An 18701-nucleotide genomic window follows, 5' to 3' on the forward strand; every position below is an offset into this window, starting at 1 on the left:
CCGGACGGGGTGGCTTTGCGGGGGTCTCCATGTTTAAGCTGGCGGCGATTCCCTGTTTGCAAGAAAGGCCCGCCATGTCGCCCTCGCCTCTCGCCGCCCGGACCGCCGGAATTCTCGCCCGACTGGGAGTCCCGGCCTCCGCCTTTCAGGGCGGGCCTCTGGACAGCCGCTCGCCGCTGACCGGCGAAGTCGTCGGCGGACTGACGCCCCATTCCCTCGCGCAGGTCGCTCAGGCCGTGGAGCGGGCGCAGGCGGCCTTCCGGATCTGGCGCGAAGTCCCCGCGCCGCGTCGGGGCGAGCTTGTGCGCCTCCTCGGCGAGGAATTGCGCGCCGCCAAGGAGGATCTCGGGGCGCTGGTCTCCATCGAGGCGGGGAAAAGCCGCTCCGAGGGCCTCGGCGAAGTTCAGGAGATGATCGACATCTGCGATTTCGCCGTGGGCCTCTCGCGCCAGCTCTACGGCCTGACCATCGCCAGCGAACGCCCCGGACATCGCATGATGGAGACATGGCATCCGCTGGGGCCGGTGGGGATCATCTCGGCCTTCAACTTCCCGGTGGCGGTCTGGTCGTGGAATGCGGCTCTGGCTCTGGTCTGCGGCGATCCGGCGATCTGGAAGCCCTCGGAGAAGACGCCCCTGACCGCCCTCGCCTCTCAGGCCGTGCTGGAGAAGGCTCTGGCGCGCTTCGGATCGGCTCCGGAGCATCTGAGTCAGGTCCTCATCGGCGGGCCGGAGATCGGGGCGGCCCTGGTCGAGAGCCATGGCGTTCCGCTGATCTCGGCCACGGGCTCGACCCGCATGGGCCGGATCGTCGGGCCGAAGGTCGCGGCGCGCTTCGGACGCACGATTCTGGAGCTGGGCGGCAATAACGCGGCCATCGTCGCGCCGACGGCGGATCTCGACATGACTCTGCGCGCCGTGGCCTTCGGCGCCATGGGCACGGCGGGCCAGCGCTGCACCAGTCTGCGGCGGCTCTTCGTGCAGGACTCGGTCTACGACGCCCTCGTGCCGCGCCTGAAGAAAGCCTACGCCTCGGTTTCGGTGGGCGATCCCCTCGCGACGGAGGCCCTCGTGGGGCCGCTGATCGACAAGGCCGCTCATGACGGCATGGTCAAGGCTCTGGAGGCCGCGAAGGCGGCGGGCGGGATCGTCCATGGCGGCGGGCGCGAGGCCGTCGGGCCGGAAGCGGCCTGGTATGTGCGCCCGGCCCTCGTGGAGATGCCCGGGCAGCTCGGCCCCGTGCTGGAGGAGACCTTCGCCCCGATCCTCTACGTCATGCGCTATGCGGAGCTTGAGGAGGCCGTCGCCGCCCAGAACGCCGTGACGGCGGGGCTTTCCTCGGCGATCTTCACGCGGGACCTGCGCGAGGCGGAGCGTTTCCTCTCGGCGGCGGGCTCGGATTGCGGCATCGCCAACGTCAACATCGGCACTTCGGGCGCCGAGATCGGCGGCGCCTTCGGCGGCGAGAAGGAGACCGGGGGCGGACGCGAATCCGGCTCCGACGCCTGGAAGGCCTACATGCGCCGCGCCACCAACACCATCAATTACTCCGACGCCCTGCCTCTGGCTCAGGGCGTGGTCTTCGACCTCGAATGATCCGGGAGAGGGGGCCGCGCAAGGCCCCCTTCCCGATCAGGCGGCGGGCCTGGCGTCCTCGGCCTGCTTCTGCGCCTCCCGGGCGGCGGGGGGAGGCCCGGCTTCGGCGGGCGGTTCGGGGGCGGGCTCCATGGCCAGAACCTCGCCGATCCGCTCCTGATGGACGAAGCCGCGCAACTGGTCGTCCTGCATCACCGCCAGAGGCAGGTCGGTGCCCATGGCCATGGGCAGGGCCTCGGCCAGCGCCGAGCCGTGTTCGATGCGCGGCGGCTCCTGAGCCAGCTCCGAGGGGCTGGCCGAAGAGCCCTCCGCCACGGCCACCTGAAGCGCCGCCTCGGTCAGAACGCCCTGGAAGGCGCCGCTCCTGTAGACGAAGCCATAGGTCTCGCCCGCCTTGCGCATCTCGGCCAGAGCCCGGTCGAGGTCGTCATGCGCGATGCGATGCGCGGGAGGCTTCATCAGCTTCTCGACGGTCAGCACCTTGGCGCGGTTCACATCCCGCACGAAGGCCCGGACGTAGTCGTCGGCGGGCTCAAGCAGGATCTCGTTGGGCGTCCCGACCTGCACGAGCGCGCCGTCCTTGAGGATCGCGATCCGGTCGCCGAGGCGCAGGGCCTCGTCGAGGTCATGGGTGATGAAGACGATGGTCTTCCTGAGCTGCGCCTGAAGCTCGACGAGCTGGTCCTGCATCTGGCCGCGGATCAGGGGATCCAGCGCCGAGAAGGCTTCGTCCATCAGCAGGGCGTCGGGGTCGTTGGCCAGAGCCCGCGCCAGCCCGACGCGCTGTTGCATGCCGCCCGAAAGCTGCCCCGGATATTGCTTCTCGAAGCCCTCCAGACCCACCGTCTTGAGCCATTCCATGGCCTTGGCCTCGCGTTCGGCGCGAGGCACGCCCCGCACGCTCAGGCCATAGGCGGCGTTCTCCAGCACCGTCCGGTGCGGCATGAGCCCGAAGCGCTGGAACACCATCCCGAGCTTCTCGCGGCGGAATTTCTCCAGACGCCGGGCGTCGTATTTGAGGATGTCCTCGCCCTCGAAGAGGATCTGGCCGTCGGTGGGGTCGATCAGCCGGTTGAAATGGCGGATCAGCGTGGATTTGCCCGAGCCGGACAACCCCATGATCACGAAGATCTCGCCGCGCTTGATCTCCAGCGAGACGTCGCGCAGGCCGACCGTGCAGCCGGTCTTCGCGAGGATCTCGTCCTTCGCCGCCCCCTCGCGGAGGAGGCGCAGGGCCTCGGCCGGGTTCTCGCCGAAGATCTTCGTGACGTTCCGGACTTCGATCATGCTCATGGCCTCAGCCCTCCCCGCCGCGGATCTGCATCCGGCGTCCGAAATTCTGCGTGATGCGGTCCAGCACGATGGCGAGGATCACGATGACCAGGCCGCCGATCAATCCGCGTCCGGCGTCGTTGCGCTGAAGCCCGAGCAGGACCGTTTCACCCACGCCCCGCGCCCCGATCATCGAGGCGATGACCACCATGGCCAGAGCCATCATCATGGTCTGGTTGAGCCCCGCCATGATCGAGGGCAGAGCCAGAGGCAACTGCACCCCGCGCAGCATCTGCCAGCGGGTCGCGCCGAAGGCCCGCGAGGCTTCCACCACCTCGGCGTTGACCTGGCGAATGCCCAGCTCCGTCAGACGGATCAGCGGCGGCGCGGCGTAGATCACCGTCGCCAGCACGGCGGGCACCTTGCCCAAACCAAAAAGCATCGCCGCCGGAATGAGATAGACGAAGCTCGGGATGGTCTGCATGAGGTCGAGGATGGGGCTCAGAACGGCCCGGAAGCGCGTCGAGCGCGCCGACAGCACCCCGAGCGGCAGGCCGATCAGCGCCGAGATCAGCACCGCCACCAGCACGATGGCGAGAGTCTGCATGGCCTGCTCCCAGAGTCCGAAGCAGCCGATCAGCCACATCAGGAAGGTCAGCCCCGCCGCCATGAGCAGATGGCGCGAACTCGCCCAGGCCAGGCCGAAGACCACCGCCAGCAGAACCGCCGGATGCAGATCCCGCAAGCCCGTCTCGATGAACAGCAGGATCTTGAGAATGAAGCCGGAGACGGCCTCGAAGCCGTCCCCGTAATTGACGATCAGATGGCGGACGAATTGGTTGACGCCATCCGCGATGGGTTTGCCCAGATCGACGAACATGGAGGAATCCTTCCGAGGCGCTCGGAGAAACAGGAAAGAACGGACGACGGCGCGGAGCAGGCCGGACCCTGCTCCGCGTCGCGTCCCGGCGAGGGGAGGACAGGCGCTCCTAGAGCGCCGCCTCGACCCGCGCCGCGACCTCCTCGGGCGTCCATGCGCGCCACTGGTCCTTGTTCTCGCGCAGGAACTGGAGCGCCGCCTCTTCGGCGGAGCCGTCGGTCTCCTGCATCCAGGCGAGCAGGTTCGAGACCTGCTGGCCGGTGGTCTCATAGGCGCGCAGGAACTCGACCAGCTGCGGCGCCGCCTTCACGAAATCCGGATTGGCGCTGATCGTCACCTCGATCACGGGGAAGGCCGTGGCGGCGGCCACCTTCTCGGGATCTTCTTCGGCCTGAAGGGCGTCCCAGACCGCCTGATCGAAGGGCGGCTCCTCCAGCATGGTCACCTGGTCGCCCAGCTTGCCGAGCAGCCAGGTCGGGCCCCAGTAATAGAAGACGATCGGCCGCTTGCGCAGGACCGCCGCCTCGATGGCGCCCGAAAGCGCCGCGCCCGAACCGGGACGGAAATTCACGTAATCCGCGGTCAGGCCATAGGCGTGGAGCTTCTTCGTCGAGACGCCTTCGGCGCCCCAGCCGGGCACGCCGTTGTAGAAGCGGCCCTTTCCGGGCTCCTCGGGATCACGGAAGACCTCCTTGAAGCGCGGCAGATCCTCCACCGACTTCAGACCCTCGGCGGGGCCGCCCTCGGCGGTGAGGTAATCCGGCACGAACCAACCCTGGATCGCGTCGGGGAAATTCACCCCGAGATCCACGGCTTCGCCCTTTTCAATCGCAGGGTCGTAGATGTCGCGCACGTTGTCGCGCCACATCTCCATGGTCACGTCGACGTCGCCGCGCAGCTGGCCGTTGAGCAGGGGAACCGTCGTCCCCGGCAGGACGTCGGTGCGGCAGCCGTAGCCCTTTTCGAAGATGAAGCGGGCGATCTCGGTGTGGACGGCGTTGGAATCCCAGTCCAGGCCCGCGAAGACGATGGGGCGGTTCAATTCGCAGGCTTCGGCCTGCGCAAGGCCCGTCGAGAGGCCCGAAATGGCGAGAAAACCCAGCACGACGCGCGCGCCGGCCTTTTGAAAGGATCGCATCGATCAAGACTCCGTTGCGCCCCGCACTCCGGCGAAGCTCAAGAGCCGACGCCTGCGGGCGCCGACGCTCATTGAGTGTGGGACGACGGACGGAACCCGACGCCCGAGCGAATCGGCCTCGCCCGTTCCGAAAAGACGAAGGGGAGGGCCAGAACCGGAGCCTTCCGCACGCCTCGGCGCAGAAGACTCGAAGCGGCGCCCGGAAAAAGGGCCGCCGGATGATGGACATCATGTAACCTCTGGAGCGGCCTTCGTCAAACCTCCTGGCGCGCAAAAGAAGTCCGCCGCGTCGGGGACGCGGCGGAAATCTTTTGGATTCAAGATGTTATCGGAAAAAACTTATTCCTTGCCGCGCGCGGCGTCGACGCTCCAGGGGCCGGGGCCCGCGAAGACGAAATAGAGGAACACGAAGCAATAGAGGATCGCCGCGTCGCCGCCGTTGAGCAGCGGATAGACGCTGCGCGGCGCATGGGCGATGAAATAGGCGAAGGCCATCGTCCCCGAAGCGAGGAAGGCGGCGGGCCGCGTCAGGAAGCCGACGGCGATCAGCGCGCCCGCGACCAGTTCGATCACGCCCGCGAACCAGGACATGCTCCCCATCGCGGGGACGCGCTCCATCGCGGGGAAGCCCAGCAGCTTCCCCGTGCCATGGGCGAGGAAGACCAGACCGGACATGATGCGCAGCAGGCTCAGGGCCTGAGGACGCCAGCCGTTCAGCTTCAGGACGAGATCATTCATGAGGCCACCTGATTTCAAGGCAAGGAGAAATTTCCGAGTCTCCTTATCGGATTTCCCGGACGCCGCACAGCCCGGCTCCGCGCTTCGTGATCGCGCCGCGAGCCGCGCCCGCCGCTTTCCTTTCCGGACGGCCCGCGCTATGGCTCGAAGGCCCCCATCCGAGGAAGCCGCCATGCGCCCCGACGACTCCGCCCCCGCTCCCGCTCCGGTCCTGCTCGCCGATTACGCGCCGCCGCCCTACCTGATCGACACGGTCCGCCTGACCTTCGAGCTGGAGCCTCAGGCGACCCGCGTGACGGCGGCTCTGGCCATGCGGCGCAATCCGGCGGCTCCGGCGGAGGCCCCGCAGGATCTGCGCTTCGACGGACGCGGCCTCCGGCTGCTCGCGGCCTCGCTCGACGGGCGCCCCCTGCCCGCCGCCAACCTCGCCCTCGACGAGGAGAGCCTGACCGTTCCGGCGGCGCTGATCCCTCAGGGGGGGGCCTTCCTCTGGGAATGCGTCACCGAGATCGCGCCGGTCTCCAATGCGGCGCTCGAAGGGCTCTACATGTCGAAGGGCATGTATTGCACCCAGTGCGAGGCCCAGGGCTTCCGCAAGATCACCTATTTCCTCGACCGTCCCGACGTCATGGCCGTCTACGAGGTGCGGATCGAGGCGGAGAGGTCTTCCTGTCCGGTGCTGCTCTCGAACGGCGATCCCGTCGCGCGGGGCGAGCTGCCGGAGGGACGCCATTTCGCCGAATGGCGCGATCCCCATCGCAAGCCGAGCTATCTCTTCGCTCTGGTGGCGGGGAATCTCGTCTCGCATGAGGATCGGTTCACGACCGCCTCCGGGAAGCCGGTGGATCTGAGGATCTACGTCCGCCCCGGCGACGAGGACCGCTGCGCCTACGCCATGGATTCGCTCAAGCGCGCCATGACCTGGGATGAAGAGGCCTATGGCTGCGAATATGATCTCGGGCTGTTCATGATCGTCGCCGTGGACGACTTCAACATGGGCGCCATGGAGAACAAGGGCCTCAACATCTTCAATTCGAAATACGTCCTCGCCAGCCCCGAGACCGCCACCGACGCCACTTACGTCAACATCGAATCCATCGTGGCGCACGAGTATTTCCACAACTGGACCGGCGACCGCGTCACCTGCCGCGACTGGTTCCAGCTGACCCTGAAGGAAGGCCTGACCGTCTTCCGCGACCAGAAGTTCACCCAGGACCAGAGGTCGCGGGCGGTGCACCGCATCGCCGACGTCATCGCCCTGCGCGGGCGGCAGTTCGACGAGGACGCCGGACCCCTCGCCCATCCGCCGAGGCCCCGGAGCTATCTGGAGATCAACAATTTCTATACGGCGACCGTCTACGAGAAGGGCGCCGAGATCGTGGGCATGCTCCACCGGCTGCTCGGGCCGGAGTTCTACCGCAAGGCCACGGACCTCTACCTCGGCCGCCATGACGGCGAGGCCGCCACCCTGGAGCAGTTCCTCGCCTGTTTCGAGGAGGTTTCCGGCCGCGACCTGAAACAGTTCTTCCGCTGGTGGACCCAGGCCGGAACCCCGCGTCTGAAGGTCTCCGAAGCCTACGACCCCGAGGCCCGGCGCTACGCCCTGACCGTGGCGCAGCAGGTTCCGCCCACGCCCGGCGAGCCGAAGAAGGAGCCTCTGCATGTTCCCCTCGCGGTGGGGCTGCTCGGGGCGAACGGCGCGCCTCTGGAGATCGGCGGCGAAGGCGAGGATCAGACCAGGATCCTCGAACTCACGGCGCCCGAGCAGGTCTTCGTCTTCGAGGGAATCGCCGAGAAGCCCGTCCTCTCCTTCCTGCGCGACTTCTCGGCCCCCGTCATCGTCGAGCGCGAGACGGAGGCGGCCGACCGCGCCTTTCTGCTGATCCATGATCCCGATCCCTTCAACCGCTGGGAGGCGGGGCGCGACTTCGCCCGCTCCACCCTGCGCGGCCTGATCCGCGAGGCGCGATCGGGCGCGGCTCCGGCGGGCGGCGAGGATTACGCCGAGGCGCTCGCGGCGGCTCTGGCCGATTCGCGGCTCGAACCCGCCTACAAGGCGCTGCTCCTCGCCACGCCCGGCGCCGAGGAGATGGCTTCCGAAGCCGCCCGACGCGGCGAAACCGCCGATCCCGACGCCATCCACGCCGCGAAGGCCCATCTGACGCGGCTTCTGGCGCGGCGTCTCGAACCCGCGCTGCGCGCGGCCTACGCGGAGTTCGCCGCTCCCGAGCCCTATTCCCCCGACGCCGCCAGCGCGGGGCGTCGGGCGCTGAAGAACGCGGCTCTGGGCTATCTCGCCCGTCTGGACGGCGATCTCGCGGCCCGTCAGTTCGCGTCCGCCGCCAACATGACCGACGAAGCCGCCGCCCTGAGCGCCCTCGTCGCCGCCGACGCCCCCCAGGCGGAGGCCGCCCTCGCCCGCTTCCACGAGCGCTGGCGCAAGGATCCGCAATTGCTCGACGACTGGTTCCTGCGCCAGACCCAGGCGCCGCGCGCCGATCTCGTGGAGCGGCTGGAGGCCCTGACGCGCCATCCGGATTTCGAATGGCGCACGCCCAACCGCTTCCGGGCGCTGATCGGCGGCTTCATGGCGAATCACTGGCGCTTCCACGCCGCCGACGGCTCGGGATACCGCTTCGCGGCCCACTGGATCGGGCGGATGGATCTGCTCAATCCGCAGATCTCGGCCCGCATCGCCAAGGGATTCGAGAGCTGGCGGCGCTATGACGAAACGCGGCAGGCTCAGGCCCGCGCCGCCATGAACGACATGCTCCGCGCCGAACGCAAGCCCTCGAAGAATCTCTACGAGATTCTCGGCAAGATCCTGGGGTGAGCGCCATGGATGCGGCGTTTCGCGTGCTGTTCGTCTGTCTGGGGAACATCTGCCGCTCGCCCACGGCGGAGGGCGTCTTTCGCCGCAAGCTCCGGGAGGCGGGGCTCTCGGGCCTCGTCGAGGCGGATTCGGCGGGGACGGCGGCCTGGCACGCGGGACATCCGCCCGACCGGCGGACTCAGGCCGAGGCCGCGCGGCGCGGCGTCGATCTCTCCGGCTTGCGGGCGCGTCAGGTCCGGGCGGCGGATTTTCAGGATTTCGACCTGATCCTCGCCATGGACGAAGACAATCTGCGCGATCTCAAAGAAAAGGCTCCGCCGAGCGCGAGGGCGGAGCTGAAGTTGTTCCTGGATTTCGTCCCGGGCTCTTCTTCTTCCGCGCGCTCGAAGCCGCGCGAAGTCCCGGATCCCTATCACGGCGGCCCCGAGGGGTTCGCCGAGGTCTACGACCTCTGCGCCTCGGCGGCCGACGGTCTTCTGGAGGAGACGCGCCGCAGGGTCGGGCCGCGTCGCGCCTCCTCCTCCCCAAAGACCTCCTGAATTCTCCTTACGGGAAGTTGCGCTCGGCGGCGGCCTGATAGCGCCCCTGGGCGCGGCAGCTGTCGGGATCGGAATCGCAGTGCAGACGCACCTGGTCGATCCAGTCGCGATAGCGCGAGACCGGCGTGAAATACATGTTGTAGCCCGGCGCCGAGCAGGGCCCGAGCGCCGCGCCGCTGCGGGCGTCGCGGCCGCCCGGATCCACGCCCGAGAAGACGCCGATGGTCAGGGCGACGCCGTTCTTGCGGGTCAGCAGCGGACCGCCGCTCTCGCCGCGGCAGATGCCCCGCAGAGCCCCGTTGATCGAGGAGACCGTGACGAAGCCGCGGGGCTCGACCTCGGTGACCTTGACCTCGGCGCGACGCAGCGTATGGGCCGGGTCCACCGGGCCCGAGACGCGCCAGCCCGCCGCATGCGCCAGATCGCCCACGCGCACCACGTCGGCGCTCTGGGGCGGCAGTTTGGCGGCGGTGTCGACGAGGGTCTGGGGCAGAGGCTCGTTCAGGCGGATCAGGGCCACGTCGTGGTCCAGAGTGCCGATGTTGGCGCCGGCGTGGCAGACGGCGTCCACGGCGGTGCGCATGACCACGCCGCCCTCGATGTCGTGGGATCCGGCGATGATCTCGATGCGCGACCAGCCGCCCTCGGCGACGCAATGGGCCGCGGTCAGGACCCAGCGCGAGTCGATGATCGAGCCGCCGCAATTGACCATCTCGGTGCTGACGCCTCCGGCGCTGGCGGTCTCGCGATGGATGATGTTGAGCTTGGCGATCCAGGGGAACATCGGATCGCGCTGTTCGCCGATGCGCTCGGGACGGTCGCGGCGGTAGCGCTGGCCGACCTCCGAAGAACCCGCCTGGGTGCGCAGGCCCGTGTTGGGCGCGCCGCAGGCGTAGGCGTTGAGCCCGGTGAGGCTGGAGCGCGGCGCGGCGGACTGAGCCTGAACGGCGCTCGTCGCCAGCACGCTTGCGCCAAGGGCCAAGCCCAGAGCCTTCTTGAACGACATGGATCCCTCCTTGCGGGACCTCCCCCCGAGGTCTTGTCCGGAGCTTGGGCCGAAACTCTCAAACGAACCTGAACGCCGGAAGTTTTTCGAAGTAAAACCATGAGAACATCATTCCAATTTTATGGAATACGCCAAAGAAGATGCGGAAATCCGTTAATTTCCGAGAACTTCTGGGAAGTTCGCCCAGATTTCGCCAAAATTCGCACCGGGTTCTGGAAATCTCGTCTTTGATTTCATGACGACGACCGGATGACGCCGCAGGATCCATCCCGACCGGATTTCCTCTTCAGGAGCGCCGCCTCCGCTTGTCTTCCGGCGCGGGCGGAGGCGCCCGGAGTCCGGAGCTTCCGGCGGAGGTCTCCGGCGGGGATTCCGGCGGGGTTTCGCCCGGGATCTTCGGCCGGGATCTTCGGCGGGGGCTTGCCTCCGGGCCCTCCGGAGGCGGGCGGTTTTCGCTTGCCAATCCGCGCGGCGAGGCCGATCTTTCCCGCAACTGCGAAGGGGTGCGGACAATGACCATGGATCTTGCGACTCTGGCGCCGCTGTTCGCGCTTCTGGCGGCGGTGGGAGTCTTCGCCGGACTGATCGCGGGGCTGCTCGGGATCGGGGGCGGCGCGGTGCTGGTGCCCGCCTTCTATTACGTGTTCTCGGCGCTCGGCTTTCCGCAGGACCATCTGATGCATGTGGCGGTGGGCACCTCTCTGGCGACCATCGTCTTCACCTCCCAGCGCTCCGTGCGGACCCATGCGGGCAAGGGCGCGGTGGACTGGGATCTGCTCAAGGCCTGGGCGCCCTGGGTGGCCTCGGGCGCGGCGCTCGGCGGACTCGTCGCCGGGAGCCTCGACACGCGCGGGCTGATGATCGTCTTCGGCTCCCTGGCCCTGCTGACCTCGGCGCAGATGGGCCTCGGCAATCCGAAGACCCGGCTCGGAGAGGCGCCGCCCCAAGGGCCGACGCGCGCCGCCTGGGGTCTGGGGCTCGGGTTCCTCTCGGCGCTGATGGGCATCGGCGGAGGCGCCTTCGGCGTGGCGATCCTCTCGCTCTACGGCGTGGCGATCCATCGGGCCATCGGCACGGCTTCGGGATTCGGCTTCATCATCGCGCTGCCCTCGATGCTGCTGTTCATCCTCACCGGCTGGGGAGAGCCGGGCCGTCCGCCCTACAGCCTCGGCTATGTGAACCTTCCCGCCTTCCTGCTCATCACGCCCCTGACGGCGCTTCTGGCCCCCTATGGGGCGCGGCTGGCCCATAAGCTGGACGTCAAGCCGCTCAAGCGGACCTTCGCGGTGTTTCTCGGGCTGATCGCGCTGAACATGCTGCGCAAGGCCTTCTGGGGCTGAGCGCCGCCGGAAGGCTGGAGGCCGGGCTTGGAAATCGGGTCCGGATGGGATTAAAAGGCGCGTGTCTGCAAGGAGTCCCCGAATGTCCGTCGACGCTGAAGACGTCCGCCGCGCCGCGAAGCTCGCGCGCATCGCCGTGAAGACCGAGGAGCTGGAGCCTCTGGCCGCCGAGCTGAACGGAATCCTGACCTGGATCGAACAGCTCGCCGAGGTGGATGTGGAGGGCGTCGAGCCCCTGACCACCCCCAACGTGACCCAGGCCCGTCAGCGCCCCGACCTCGTGACCGACGGAGACATCCAGGAGAAGATCCTGATGAACGCCCCGGACTCCCGCGAGGGATTCTTCGTCGTGCCCAAAGTGGTGGAGTGAGCTTCATGACCGATCTGACCAGGCTCACCCTCGCCGAGGCCCGCGACGGCCTGCGCCGCAAGGACTTCCGCGCCGTCGAGCTGACCGAGGCCCATGGCGCCGCCATCGCCGCAGCCAACGGGGCGCTGAACGCCTACGCCCATCCCACGCCGGAAGCGGCGCTCGCCATGGCCGAAGCCGCCGACGCGCGTCTGGCCGAAGGCGGCGCCCCCGATCTCTGCGGCGTCCCCATCGGGGTGAAGGACCTCTTCGCGGTGGAGGGCGTGCCGACCCAGGCGGCCTCGCGGATTCTCGAAGGCTTCCTGCCGCCCTACGACTCCACGGTCACGGCGAAGCTCCGCGCGGAGGGCGCGGTCTTCCTCGGCAAGCTGAACATGGATGAATTCGCCATGGGCAGCTCCAATGAAACCAGCGTCTACGGCCCCGTCGTCTCGCCCTGGCGGCGCAAGGGCGAAACCGGGCCCCTGACGCCCGGCGGCTCTTCGGGCGGCTCCTCGGCGGCGGTGGCGGCGGATCTCGCGGTGGCGGCGCTCGGCACCGACACCGGCGGCTCCATCCGTCAGCCCGCCGCCCTGACCGGCATCGTGGGGCTCAAGCCGACCTACGGGCGCGTGTCGCGCTGGGGCGTGGTGGCCTTCGCCTCCTCGCTGGACCAGGCCGGGCCCATGACCAAGACCGTCCGCGACGCCGCGATCTTCCTGAAGAGCTTCGCGGGCTTCGATCCGAAGGACTCCACCAGCGCCGACATCGCGGTTCCCGATTACGAAGCCGCTCTGGGCGGCTCGATCAAGGGCAAGCGGATCGGCATTCCGAAGGAATATCGCGTCGACGGGCTCTCGGGCGAGGTCCAGAGCCTCTGGGACCATGGCGCGCTGAAATTGCGCGAAGCCGGAGCGGAGCTGATCGAAGTCAGCCTGCCGCATACGAAATACGCCCTCGCGGCCTATTACATCGTGGCGCCCGCCGAAGCCTCCTCGAATCTCGCGCGCTACGACGGCGTGCGCTACGGGCGTCGGGCGAAGCTCGCGCAGGGCGACGGAATCGCCGACCTTTACGAGAAGACCCGCGCCGAGGGTTTCGGCCGCGAAGTCCGCCGTCGCGTGATGATCGGGGCCTACGCCCTGTCGGCGGGCTTCTACGACGCCTATTACCTGCGCGCCCAGAAGGTGCGCGCGCTCATCAAGCGCGATTTCGACGAGGCCTTCCGGCAGGTCGACGCCATCCTGACCCCCACCACCCCCTCGCCCGCCTTCGGGCTCGGCGAGAAGACCAACGATCCGGTGGCGATGTATCTGGAGGACGTCTTCACCGTGCCGGTGAACCTCGCCGGATTGCCCGCCATCAGCCTGCCCGCCGGACTGGCGCGGCAGGGGACTCCGCTCGGGCTTCAGCTCATCGGGCGACCCTTCGACGAATCGGGCCTTCTGGCCCTCGCGGAGGCGGTGGAGCGGGATTCCGGCTTCTCGGCCAGGCCCGCCCGCTGGTGGTGAGGCTCGCTTCAGGGCGCCGTGGCGTCGATATTGACGCCCGGCGCCTCGCGCCTTAGTGACAGGCGCAAGGGACAAGACCAGATCTTGCGATTGGGAGGCTCCGTCATGAAGATTCTGACGCCCGTGAAACGGGTGATCGACTATAACGTCAAGGCGCGCGTCAAGGCCGACGGCTCGGGCGTGGATCTCGCGAACGTCAAGATGTCGATGAATCCCTTCGACGAAATCGCCGTCGAGGAGGCCGTCCGCCTCAAGGAGGCCGGAAAGGCCGCCGAGATCATCGCCGTCTCCATCGGCGTGGACAAGGCTCAGGAGACGCTCCGCACCGCCCTCGCCATGGGCGCCGACCGCGCGATTCTCGTGCAGGCGGCCTCCAGCGTGGACGAGGACGTCGAGCCTCTGGCCGTGGCCCGGATCCTCAAGGCGATCATCGAGGCCGAAAAGCCCGATCTGATCATCATGGGCAAGCAGGCCATCGACAACGACAGCAACGCCACCGGACAGATGCTCGCGGCGATGCTCGGATGGCCTCAGGCCACCTTCGCCTCGAAGCTGGAGATCGAAGGCGGCGCGGCCAAGGTCACCCGCGAAGTCGACGGCGGCCTCCAGACGATCAGGGTGGCGCTGCCCGCCGTGGTCACGACGGATCTGCGCCTCAACGAACCGCGCTACGCCAGCCTTCCCAACATCATGAAGGCCAAGAAGAAGCCCCTCGACGTCAAGACCGCCGCCGATCTCGGCGTGGACGTGACGCCGCGCCTGACGGTGGTGAAGGTCTCCGAGCCCCCCGCGCGCAAGGCCGGAATCAAGGTCGGCTCCGTCGAGGAGCTGGTGGCGAAGCTCAAGACCGAAGCGAAGGTGCTTTAAGATGGCCGTTCTTCTGCTCGCCGACGCGCAGCTCGACGCGACCGCCAAGGCCGTGACCGCCGCCCGCAAGCTCGGGGGCGAGGTCCACGCCCTCGTCGCCGGACAGGGCGAAGCCGCCGAAGTCGCGAAGCTCCAGGGCGTCGACAAGGTGCTGACCGCTCCCGGAGACGCCCATGGGCTCGCCGAGCCTCTGGCGGCCCTGCTGGCGGCTCTGGCGCCGAATTATTCGCATGTCGTGGCCGCGGCCACCTCCAACGGCAAGAACATCCTCGCCCGCGCGGCGGGGCTGCTGGACGTCATGATCATCTCCGACGCCATCGGCGTCGTGGACGCCGAGACCTTCGAGCGCCCGATCTATGCGGGCGCGGCGATCCAGACCGTGAAGAGCTCGGACAAGATCAAGATCGTGACCTTCCGCACGGCGGCTTTCGATCCCGCGCCCTCGACCGGCTCCGCGCCGAGCGAGGCGGCTGCGGCTTCGGGGGCGGGCGGCGGCTCGGAATGGGTCTCGGACGAGACGGTCAAGAGCGAGCGTCCCGAACTGACGGCGGCGAAGATCGTCGTCTCGGGCGGACGCGGCGTCGGCTCCAAGGAGAACTTCGCCATCATCGAGAGCCTCGCCGACAAGCTGGGCGCGGCGGTGGGCGCCTCGCGCGCGGCGGTGGACTCCGGATACGCCCCCAACGACCAGCAGGTCGGGCAGACCGGCAAGGTGGTCGCGCCGCAGCTCTATGTGGCGCTGGGCATCTCGGGCGCGATCCAGCATCTGGCGGGCATGAAGGATTCCAAGGTGATCGTCGCGATCAACAAGGATGAGGAAGCCCCCATCTTCCAGATCGCCGATTACGGCCTCGTCGGCGACCTCTTCGACATCGCGCCCAAGCTGGAGAAGGCTCTGGGCTGACCTCCGCAAGCCGCGCCCTCTTTGCAGGAGGGCGGCGCTTGCGTATAAGACGCGAACCGACAAGGCGCGCGGCCCTGCACGGGTCGCGCGCCTTGTTCATGCGCGCGGCCGGGAAGACCCGCCCTCAGCGCAGGAGGCGCCCATGAAGCGCGACCCTTTCGACATCTGGCTGGATCAGGCCCGCGCGGCGCCTCTGGGCGGCGGATGGCGGGTCGGGGCCAGCGTGGTCCTGTCTCTGGTCGGGGCTCTGGTCAGCCAGATGGTGCTGACCGTCGCCCTTCTGCTGGCGGCGGGCGCGGGCCCCGAGGGATTCGACCAGTTCTCCAGCTTCACGAGCACGACGATCCTGCTGCTGTCCTTCGCGGGGATCTGGATCGGCGTCTTCGCGCTGCGCTTCTGGCTGCACGGGCTGACGCCCGCGACGATCTGGGGATGGAGCCGCCGGTTCGAAGCGCGGCCCTTCTGGGGGGGCGTGCTCTGCGCTCTGGCGGGTCGGGTGGTCTTCATTCCGCTGATGCTGGGCTATCTCGCGCTATCGGGGAATCTGGCGATGATGCAGGCCGCCGAGGCCGCGGTCGCCGACAGCGCCCGCAGCGGTCCGCCGGACGGATTCCTCTGGATGGCCATCCTGCTCTTTCCGCTGACGATCCTGCAGTCCGGCGCGGAGGAGATGCTCTTTCGCGGCCACATGACCCAGATCCTCGCGGCGCGCTGGCGAGGCGCGGTCTGGCTCTGGGCGGGGCTGCCGCTGCTGCTCTTCTCGGGGCTGCACGTCACCAGCGTGACGCCCGACATGGGCCTGTCGCTGATGAGCGTCCAGATTCTCTTCGCGGCGGGGATGGGCGTGATGACGCTGGCCATGACCCGCGCCGAGGGCGGGATCTCGGGCGCGGTGGGCTTTCACGCCATGAACAACTACATCGTCTTCCTGCTGCTCTTCATGGAGGGCGGCGAGGTCTCGCCGGAGGCGGCGCTCTCCTCTTCGGGCCTGGAGCCGCTGGAGCTGCTGACGACGATGGCGCTTTACGTGGGGGCCTGCCTCTGGGTCTTCACGACGCCGCGCCTGCCGTTCGGGCGCTGGATCGGACTCCGGCCGTGAGCGGGAAGCTGAAGCTGGTCAAGCATTCCCTGAGCATCCGGGGGCATCGCACCAGCGTGACTCTGGAGGCGCCTTTCTGGGCGGCCTTCCGGGCGCTGGCCGCCGCCGAGGGCGTCAGCCTCGGCGAGATGGCCGCCCGCATCGACGCCGGGCGCCTCGGGGAGGGCGAGCTCAACCTCTCCTCGGCGATCCGGGTGCGGGCGCTCGAAGCGGCGCTGAAGGGCCAGATCGGAGCAGCCTCCTCTTAATGCGGCGGCTCGCGCAGATGGGGCAGCTTGGCGTTGCGCGGGTTCTCCTGATGCCCCGACACGTTCTCGCCCGCCGAAGGCGGCAGACGCAGCACCAGAGGCGCGCAGAGCAGCGCCAGACCCGCCAGAATCACGAAGGCGAAGGAGAAATCCGGAACCGCCAGAGCGGTCCTTCCGTCGAGGCTCCGGCTCAGCTCCAGCAGCAGCGCCGCGAGGGTCACGCCCCCCGCGATGGAGACCTGCTGCATCACGCTGGAGAGGCTGGTCCCCTGGCTCATGCGGTTGTTGGGCAGATCGGCGTAGGCCATGGCGTTGAAGGCCGTGAACTGCAGCGAGCGCAGGAAGCCTCCAGCGAAGATCAGGCCGAAGATCAGGAAGGCGGGCGTCTCGACGGTCATCGCGCCGTAGAGCCCCAGGGAAACCGCCGTCAGGAAGGCGTTGACGGTCAGGACCTTGCGGAAACCGTAGCGGCGCAGCAAAGGCGGCGCCGCGAACTTCATCGAGAGCGCGCCCGCCGCTCCGGCCATGGTGAGGAGTCCGCTCTCCATGGGCGTCTTGCCGAAGCCGAGCTGGAGCATCAGCGGCAGCAGGAAAGGCCACCCCCCGATCGCCACCCGGAAGACCGAACCCGCCATGACGCTCACGCGATAGGTCTGGACGTTCAGGATCCGCAGATCCACCAGAGGATGCGGCGTGCGGAAGGCGTGGCGCGCGTAAAGCGCGAGGAATCCGGCGCCGCCGAAGATGATCAGAACCTCGATCCAGCCCGCCAGCATCCCCACGCCGCTCACCGCCACGCCGAAGACCAGCCCCGTCATGCCGAGCGCCGAGAGCAGGAAGCCCGCTCCGTCGAGGGGCGGCGGATTCTCCTCGCGGAAGTTCCTGATGAAGATCGTCGCCAGGACGAAGCCGAAGACTCCGATGGGGATGTTGATCCAGAAGATCCAGCGCCATTCGAAATAGGTCGTGATGAATCCGCCGAGCGGCGCGCCCATCACCGGGCCGAGCAGCCCGGGGATGGTCAGCCAGGACAGCGCCCGGACGTAATCCTTGCGCTCCACCGAGCGCAGCAGCACCAGACGCCCCACCGGCACCATCATCGCCCCGCCGAGCCCCTGCACCACGCGCGCGCCGATGAAGCCCTCCAGCGAGCTGGCGAAGCCGCAGAGCGCAGAGCCCGCCGTGAAGATCACGATGGCGGTGCGGAAGACGGTGCGGGCGCCGTAGCGGTCGGCGCACCATCCGGAGATCGGGGTGAAGACCGCGATGGAGAGCAGATAGCTCGTGAAGGCCAGTTTGAGCGCGATGGGATCGACGCCGAGATCCTGCGAGATGGCCGGAAGGGCCGTCGAGAGCACGGCGGAATCGAGATTCTCCATGAAGAGCGCGCAGGCGATGATGAGCGGAATCAACATGATTCAGGGAGTCCGGCGAGTGGGGAAGGACAGGCCGACCCCTATGCGCCTTTCTCCGCCGCGCGTCGAGGCCCGCCCGGCGCCCCGCCGCCCCCCGCCTGGCGCCCCGCCGCCCGATGTGACGCGAAAGCCGCGGATTTGCGCTTCGTCGAAGGCGGCCTCCGCGTCGGTCGCCCAAAGCTCCTGCTGAAGCTGCTCTGGCGTCCTGCGCATGAATCTTCCTCTTCCCTGCAAGGAGGGCGATCTCGCGAGAAGACTCCTGAAACCGCAACCTGAGGAGGATTCTCAGGCGGCGCTTTCGGTCGAGGGGCTGAGGCGCTCCATCGGCAGGATCGCCCGGGCCACTCCGCCCCCGCCCTCGCGGCGCTCGACGATCAGGCGTCCGCCATGACGCTCCATCACCCGCAGAGCCGTCGGCAGGCCAAGCCCCATCCCTCCGTGACTGCGCGCATAGCTCTCGTCGCCGAGCGAAAAGGGCTTCATCAGCTGCTCGGCCACCGCCGGATCGACTCCCGGACCATCGTCCTCCACCCGGATCTCCAGGCCCTCGCGGGCGTAGCCCACCCAGAGCCGCACCTCGCCCCCCGAAGGCGTGAACTTCACCGCGTTGTCGATCAGCTTGCCCACCGCCTCCGCCAGAAGCCGCACGTCCACCCGGGCCCGAGGCAGGCCCTCCGCCAGATGGGTCCGGATCTCCACCCCCGCCCGCATCGCCGAAGGAGTCGCCGCGCGGGCCATGTCGGTCAGGAAATCGCCGAGACTCGTCTCCACCTCATGCAGGGGATCGGCGCCCGAATCCACCCGCACGAAGTGGATCACGCTGTTGATCAGCCCCAGAAGTATAGCGGGACACAAGGTTTGAGAAATTGGGACACAAGGTTTGAGAAATTCGTCTTCCCTTGGCGATTGACGAAATCAGCACCATCAGAGTTCCCTGTTGCAACCTTGAATAGATATTCCCTGTCCC

17 protein-coding genes are annotated in these 18701 nt (G+C 68.2%); 10 read left to right on the forward strand and 7 right to left on the reverse strand.

Features of this window, described 5'->3' with window-relative positions; all coding sequences use genetic code 11:
• Positions 1–74 precede the first annotated feature (74 nt).
• The gene (locus PHN62_RS15345) at positions 75–1595 is read left to right on the forward strand and encodes an aldehyde dehydrogenase family protein (RefSeq protein WP_300152162.1); all 1521 of its coding nucleotides are present in this window, start codon (positions 75–77) and stop codon (positions 1593–1595) included.
• Positions 1596–1631: 36 nt separating this feature from the next.
• Here PHN62_RS15345 and PHN62_RS15350 read toward each other — a convergent pair whose 3' ends face one another.
• From PHN62_RS15350 to PHN62_RS15365, 4 genes are all read right to left on the reverse strand, one after another.
• Positions 1632–2888 (reverse strand): glycine betaine/L-proline ABC transporter ATP-binding protein, encoded by a 1257-nt coding sequence (locus tag PHN62_RS15350; RefSeq protein ID WP_300152164.1) that lies wholly within the window; start codon positions 2886–2888, stop codon positions 1632–1634.
• 4 nt (positions 2889–2892) lie between these two features.
• Positions 2893–3747, reverse strand: coding sequence for a proline/glycine betaine ABC transporter permease (locus PHN62_RS15355; RefSeq protein ID WP_300152166.1), 855 nt, complete (start codon positions 3745–3747; stop codon positions 2893–2895).
• 109 nt (positions 3748–3856) lie between these two features.
• Complete coding sequence (locus tag PHN62_RS15360; RefSeq protein ID WP_300152167.1) at positions 3857–4885, reverse strand: ABC transporter substrate-binding protein; 1029 nt, start codon at positions 4883–4885, stop codon at positions 3857–3859.
• A gap of 339 nt (positions 4886–5224) precedes the next feature.
• On the reverse strand, positions 5225–5623 hold the full coding sequence (locus PHN62_RS15365; protein WP_300152169.1) for a DoxX family protein: 399 nt from the start codon (positions 5621–5623) through the stop codon (positions 5225–5227).
• 172 nt (positions 5624–5795) lie between these two features.
• Here PHN62_RS15365 and pepN point away from each other — a divergent pair, with 172 nt between their 5' ends.
• Positions 5796–8456 carry an aminopeptidase N gene (pepN, locus tag PHN62_RS15370; protein WP_300152171.1) on the forward strand — a complete coding sequence of 887 codons (2661 nt, stop codon included), beginning with the start codon at positions 5796–5798 and terminating at the stop codon, positions 8454–8456.
• A 5-nt stretch (positions 8457–8461) separates the two neighbouring features.
• Positions 8462–8995, forward strand: coding sequence for a low molecular weight protein-tyrosine-phosphatase (locus PHN62_RS15375; protein WP_300152198.1), 534 nt, complete (start codon positions 8462–8464; stop codon positions 8993–8995).
• A gap of 7 nt (positions 8996–9002) precedes the next feature.
• Here the strand turns inward: PHN62_RS15375 and PHN62_RS15380 are convergent, their stop codons facing one another.
• Positions 9003–10001 carry a serine protease gene (locus tag PHN62_RS15380; protein WP_300152173.1) on the reverse strand — a complete coding sequence of 333 codons (999 nt, stop codon included), beginning with the start codon at positions 9999–10001 and terminating at the stop codon, positions 9003–9005.
• A 512-nt stretch (positions 10002–10513) separates the two neighbouring features.
• Here PHN62_RS15380 and PHN62_RS15385 point away from each other — a divergent pair.
• From PHN62_RS15385 to PHN62_RS15415, 7 genes are all read left to right on the forward strand, one after another.
• The gene (locus PHN62_RS15385; protein ID WP_300152175.1) at positions 10514–11341 is read left to right on the forward strand and encodes a sulfite exporter TauE/SafE family protein; all 828 of its coding nucleotides are present in this window, start codon (positions 10514–10516) and stop codon (positions 11339–11341) included.
• Between the two features lie 82 nt (positions 11342–11423).
• Positions 11424–11711: an Asp-tRNA(Asn)/Glu-tRNA(Gln) amidotransferase subunit GatC gene (gene gatC, locus PHN62_RS15390; RefSeq protein ID WP_300152177.1), complete on the forward strand. Its 288-nt coding sequence runs from the start codon at positions 11424–11426 to the stop codon at positions 11709–11711.
• Positions 11712–11716: 5 nt separating this feature from the next.
• A complete protein-coding gene (gene gatA / locus PHN62_RS15395; protein ID WP_300152180.1) occupies positions 11717–13201 on the forward strand; it encodes an Asp-tRNA(Asn)/Glu-tRNA(Gln) amidotransferase subunit GatA in 1485 nt (494 codons plus the stop codon).
• Positions 13202–13306: 105 nt separating this feature from the next.
• Positions 13307–14068, forward strand: coding sequence for an electron transfer flavoprotein subunit beta/FixA family protein (locus tag PHN62_RS15400; protein ID WP_300152182.1), 762 nt, complete (start codon positions 13307–13309; stop codon positions 14066–14068).
• 1 nt (position 14069) lies between these two features.
• Positions 14070–14972 (forward strand): electron transfer flavoprotein subunit alpha/FixB family protein, encoded by a 903-nt coding sequence (locus tag PHN62_RS15405; protein WP_300152184.1) that lies wholly within the window; start codon positions 14070–14072, stop codon positions 14970–14972.
• A 142-nt stretch (positions 14973–15114) separates the two neighbouring features.
• Entirely contained in the window at positions 15115–16071 is a 957-nt protein-coding gene (locus PHN62_RS15410) for a CPBP family glutamic-type intramembrane protease (RefSeq protein WP_300152186.1), read from the forward strand.
• Entirely contained in the window at positions 16068–16319 is a 252-nt protein-coding gene (locus PHN62_RS15415; RefSeq protein WP_300152188.1) for a ribbon-helix-helix domain-containing protein, read from the forward strand. Before PHN62_RS15410 ends, PHN62_RS15415 begins: the two co-directional genes overlap by 4 nt.
• Here PHN62_RS15415 and PHN62_RS15420 read toward each other — a convergent pair.
• Positions 16316–17734, reverse strand: a complete 1419-nt coding sequence (locus PHN62_RS15420; protein WP_300152190.1) for an MFS transporter — start codon at positions 17732–17734, stop codon at positions 16316–16318. The genes PHN62_RS15415 and PHN62_RS15420 overlap by 4 nt on opposite strands.
• Before the next feature lie 285 nt (positions 17735–18019).
• Positions 18020–18589 carry a HAMP domain-containing sensor histidine kinase gene (locus PHN62_RS15425; RefSeq protein WP_300152192.1) on the reverse strand — a complete coding sequence of 190 codons (570 nt, stop codon included), beginning with the start codon at positions 18587–18589 and terminating at the stop codon, positions 18020–18022.
• Positions 18590–18701: the final 112 nt, after the last annotated feature.

It is taken from the genome of Neomegalonema sp., from assembly GCF_028688855.1.
In the GTDB taxonomy this organism is placed as follows: Bacteria; Pseudomonadota; Alphaproteobacteria; order Rhodobacterales; family Rhodobacteraceae; genus Neomegalonema.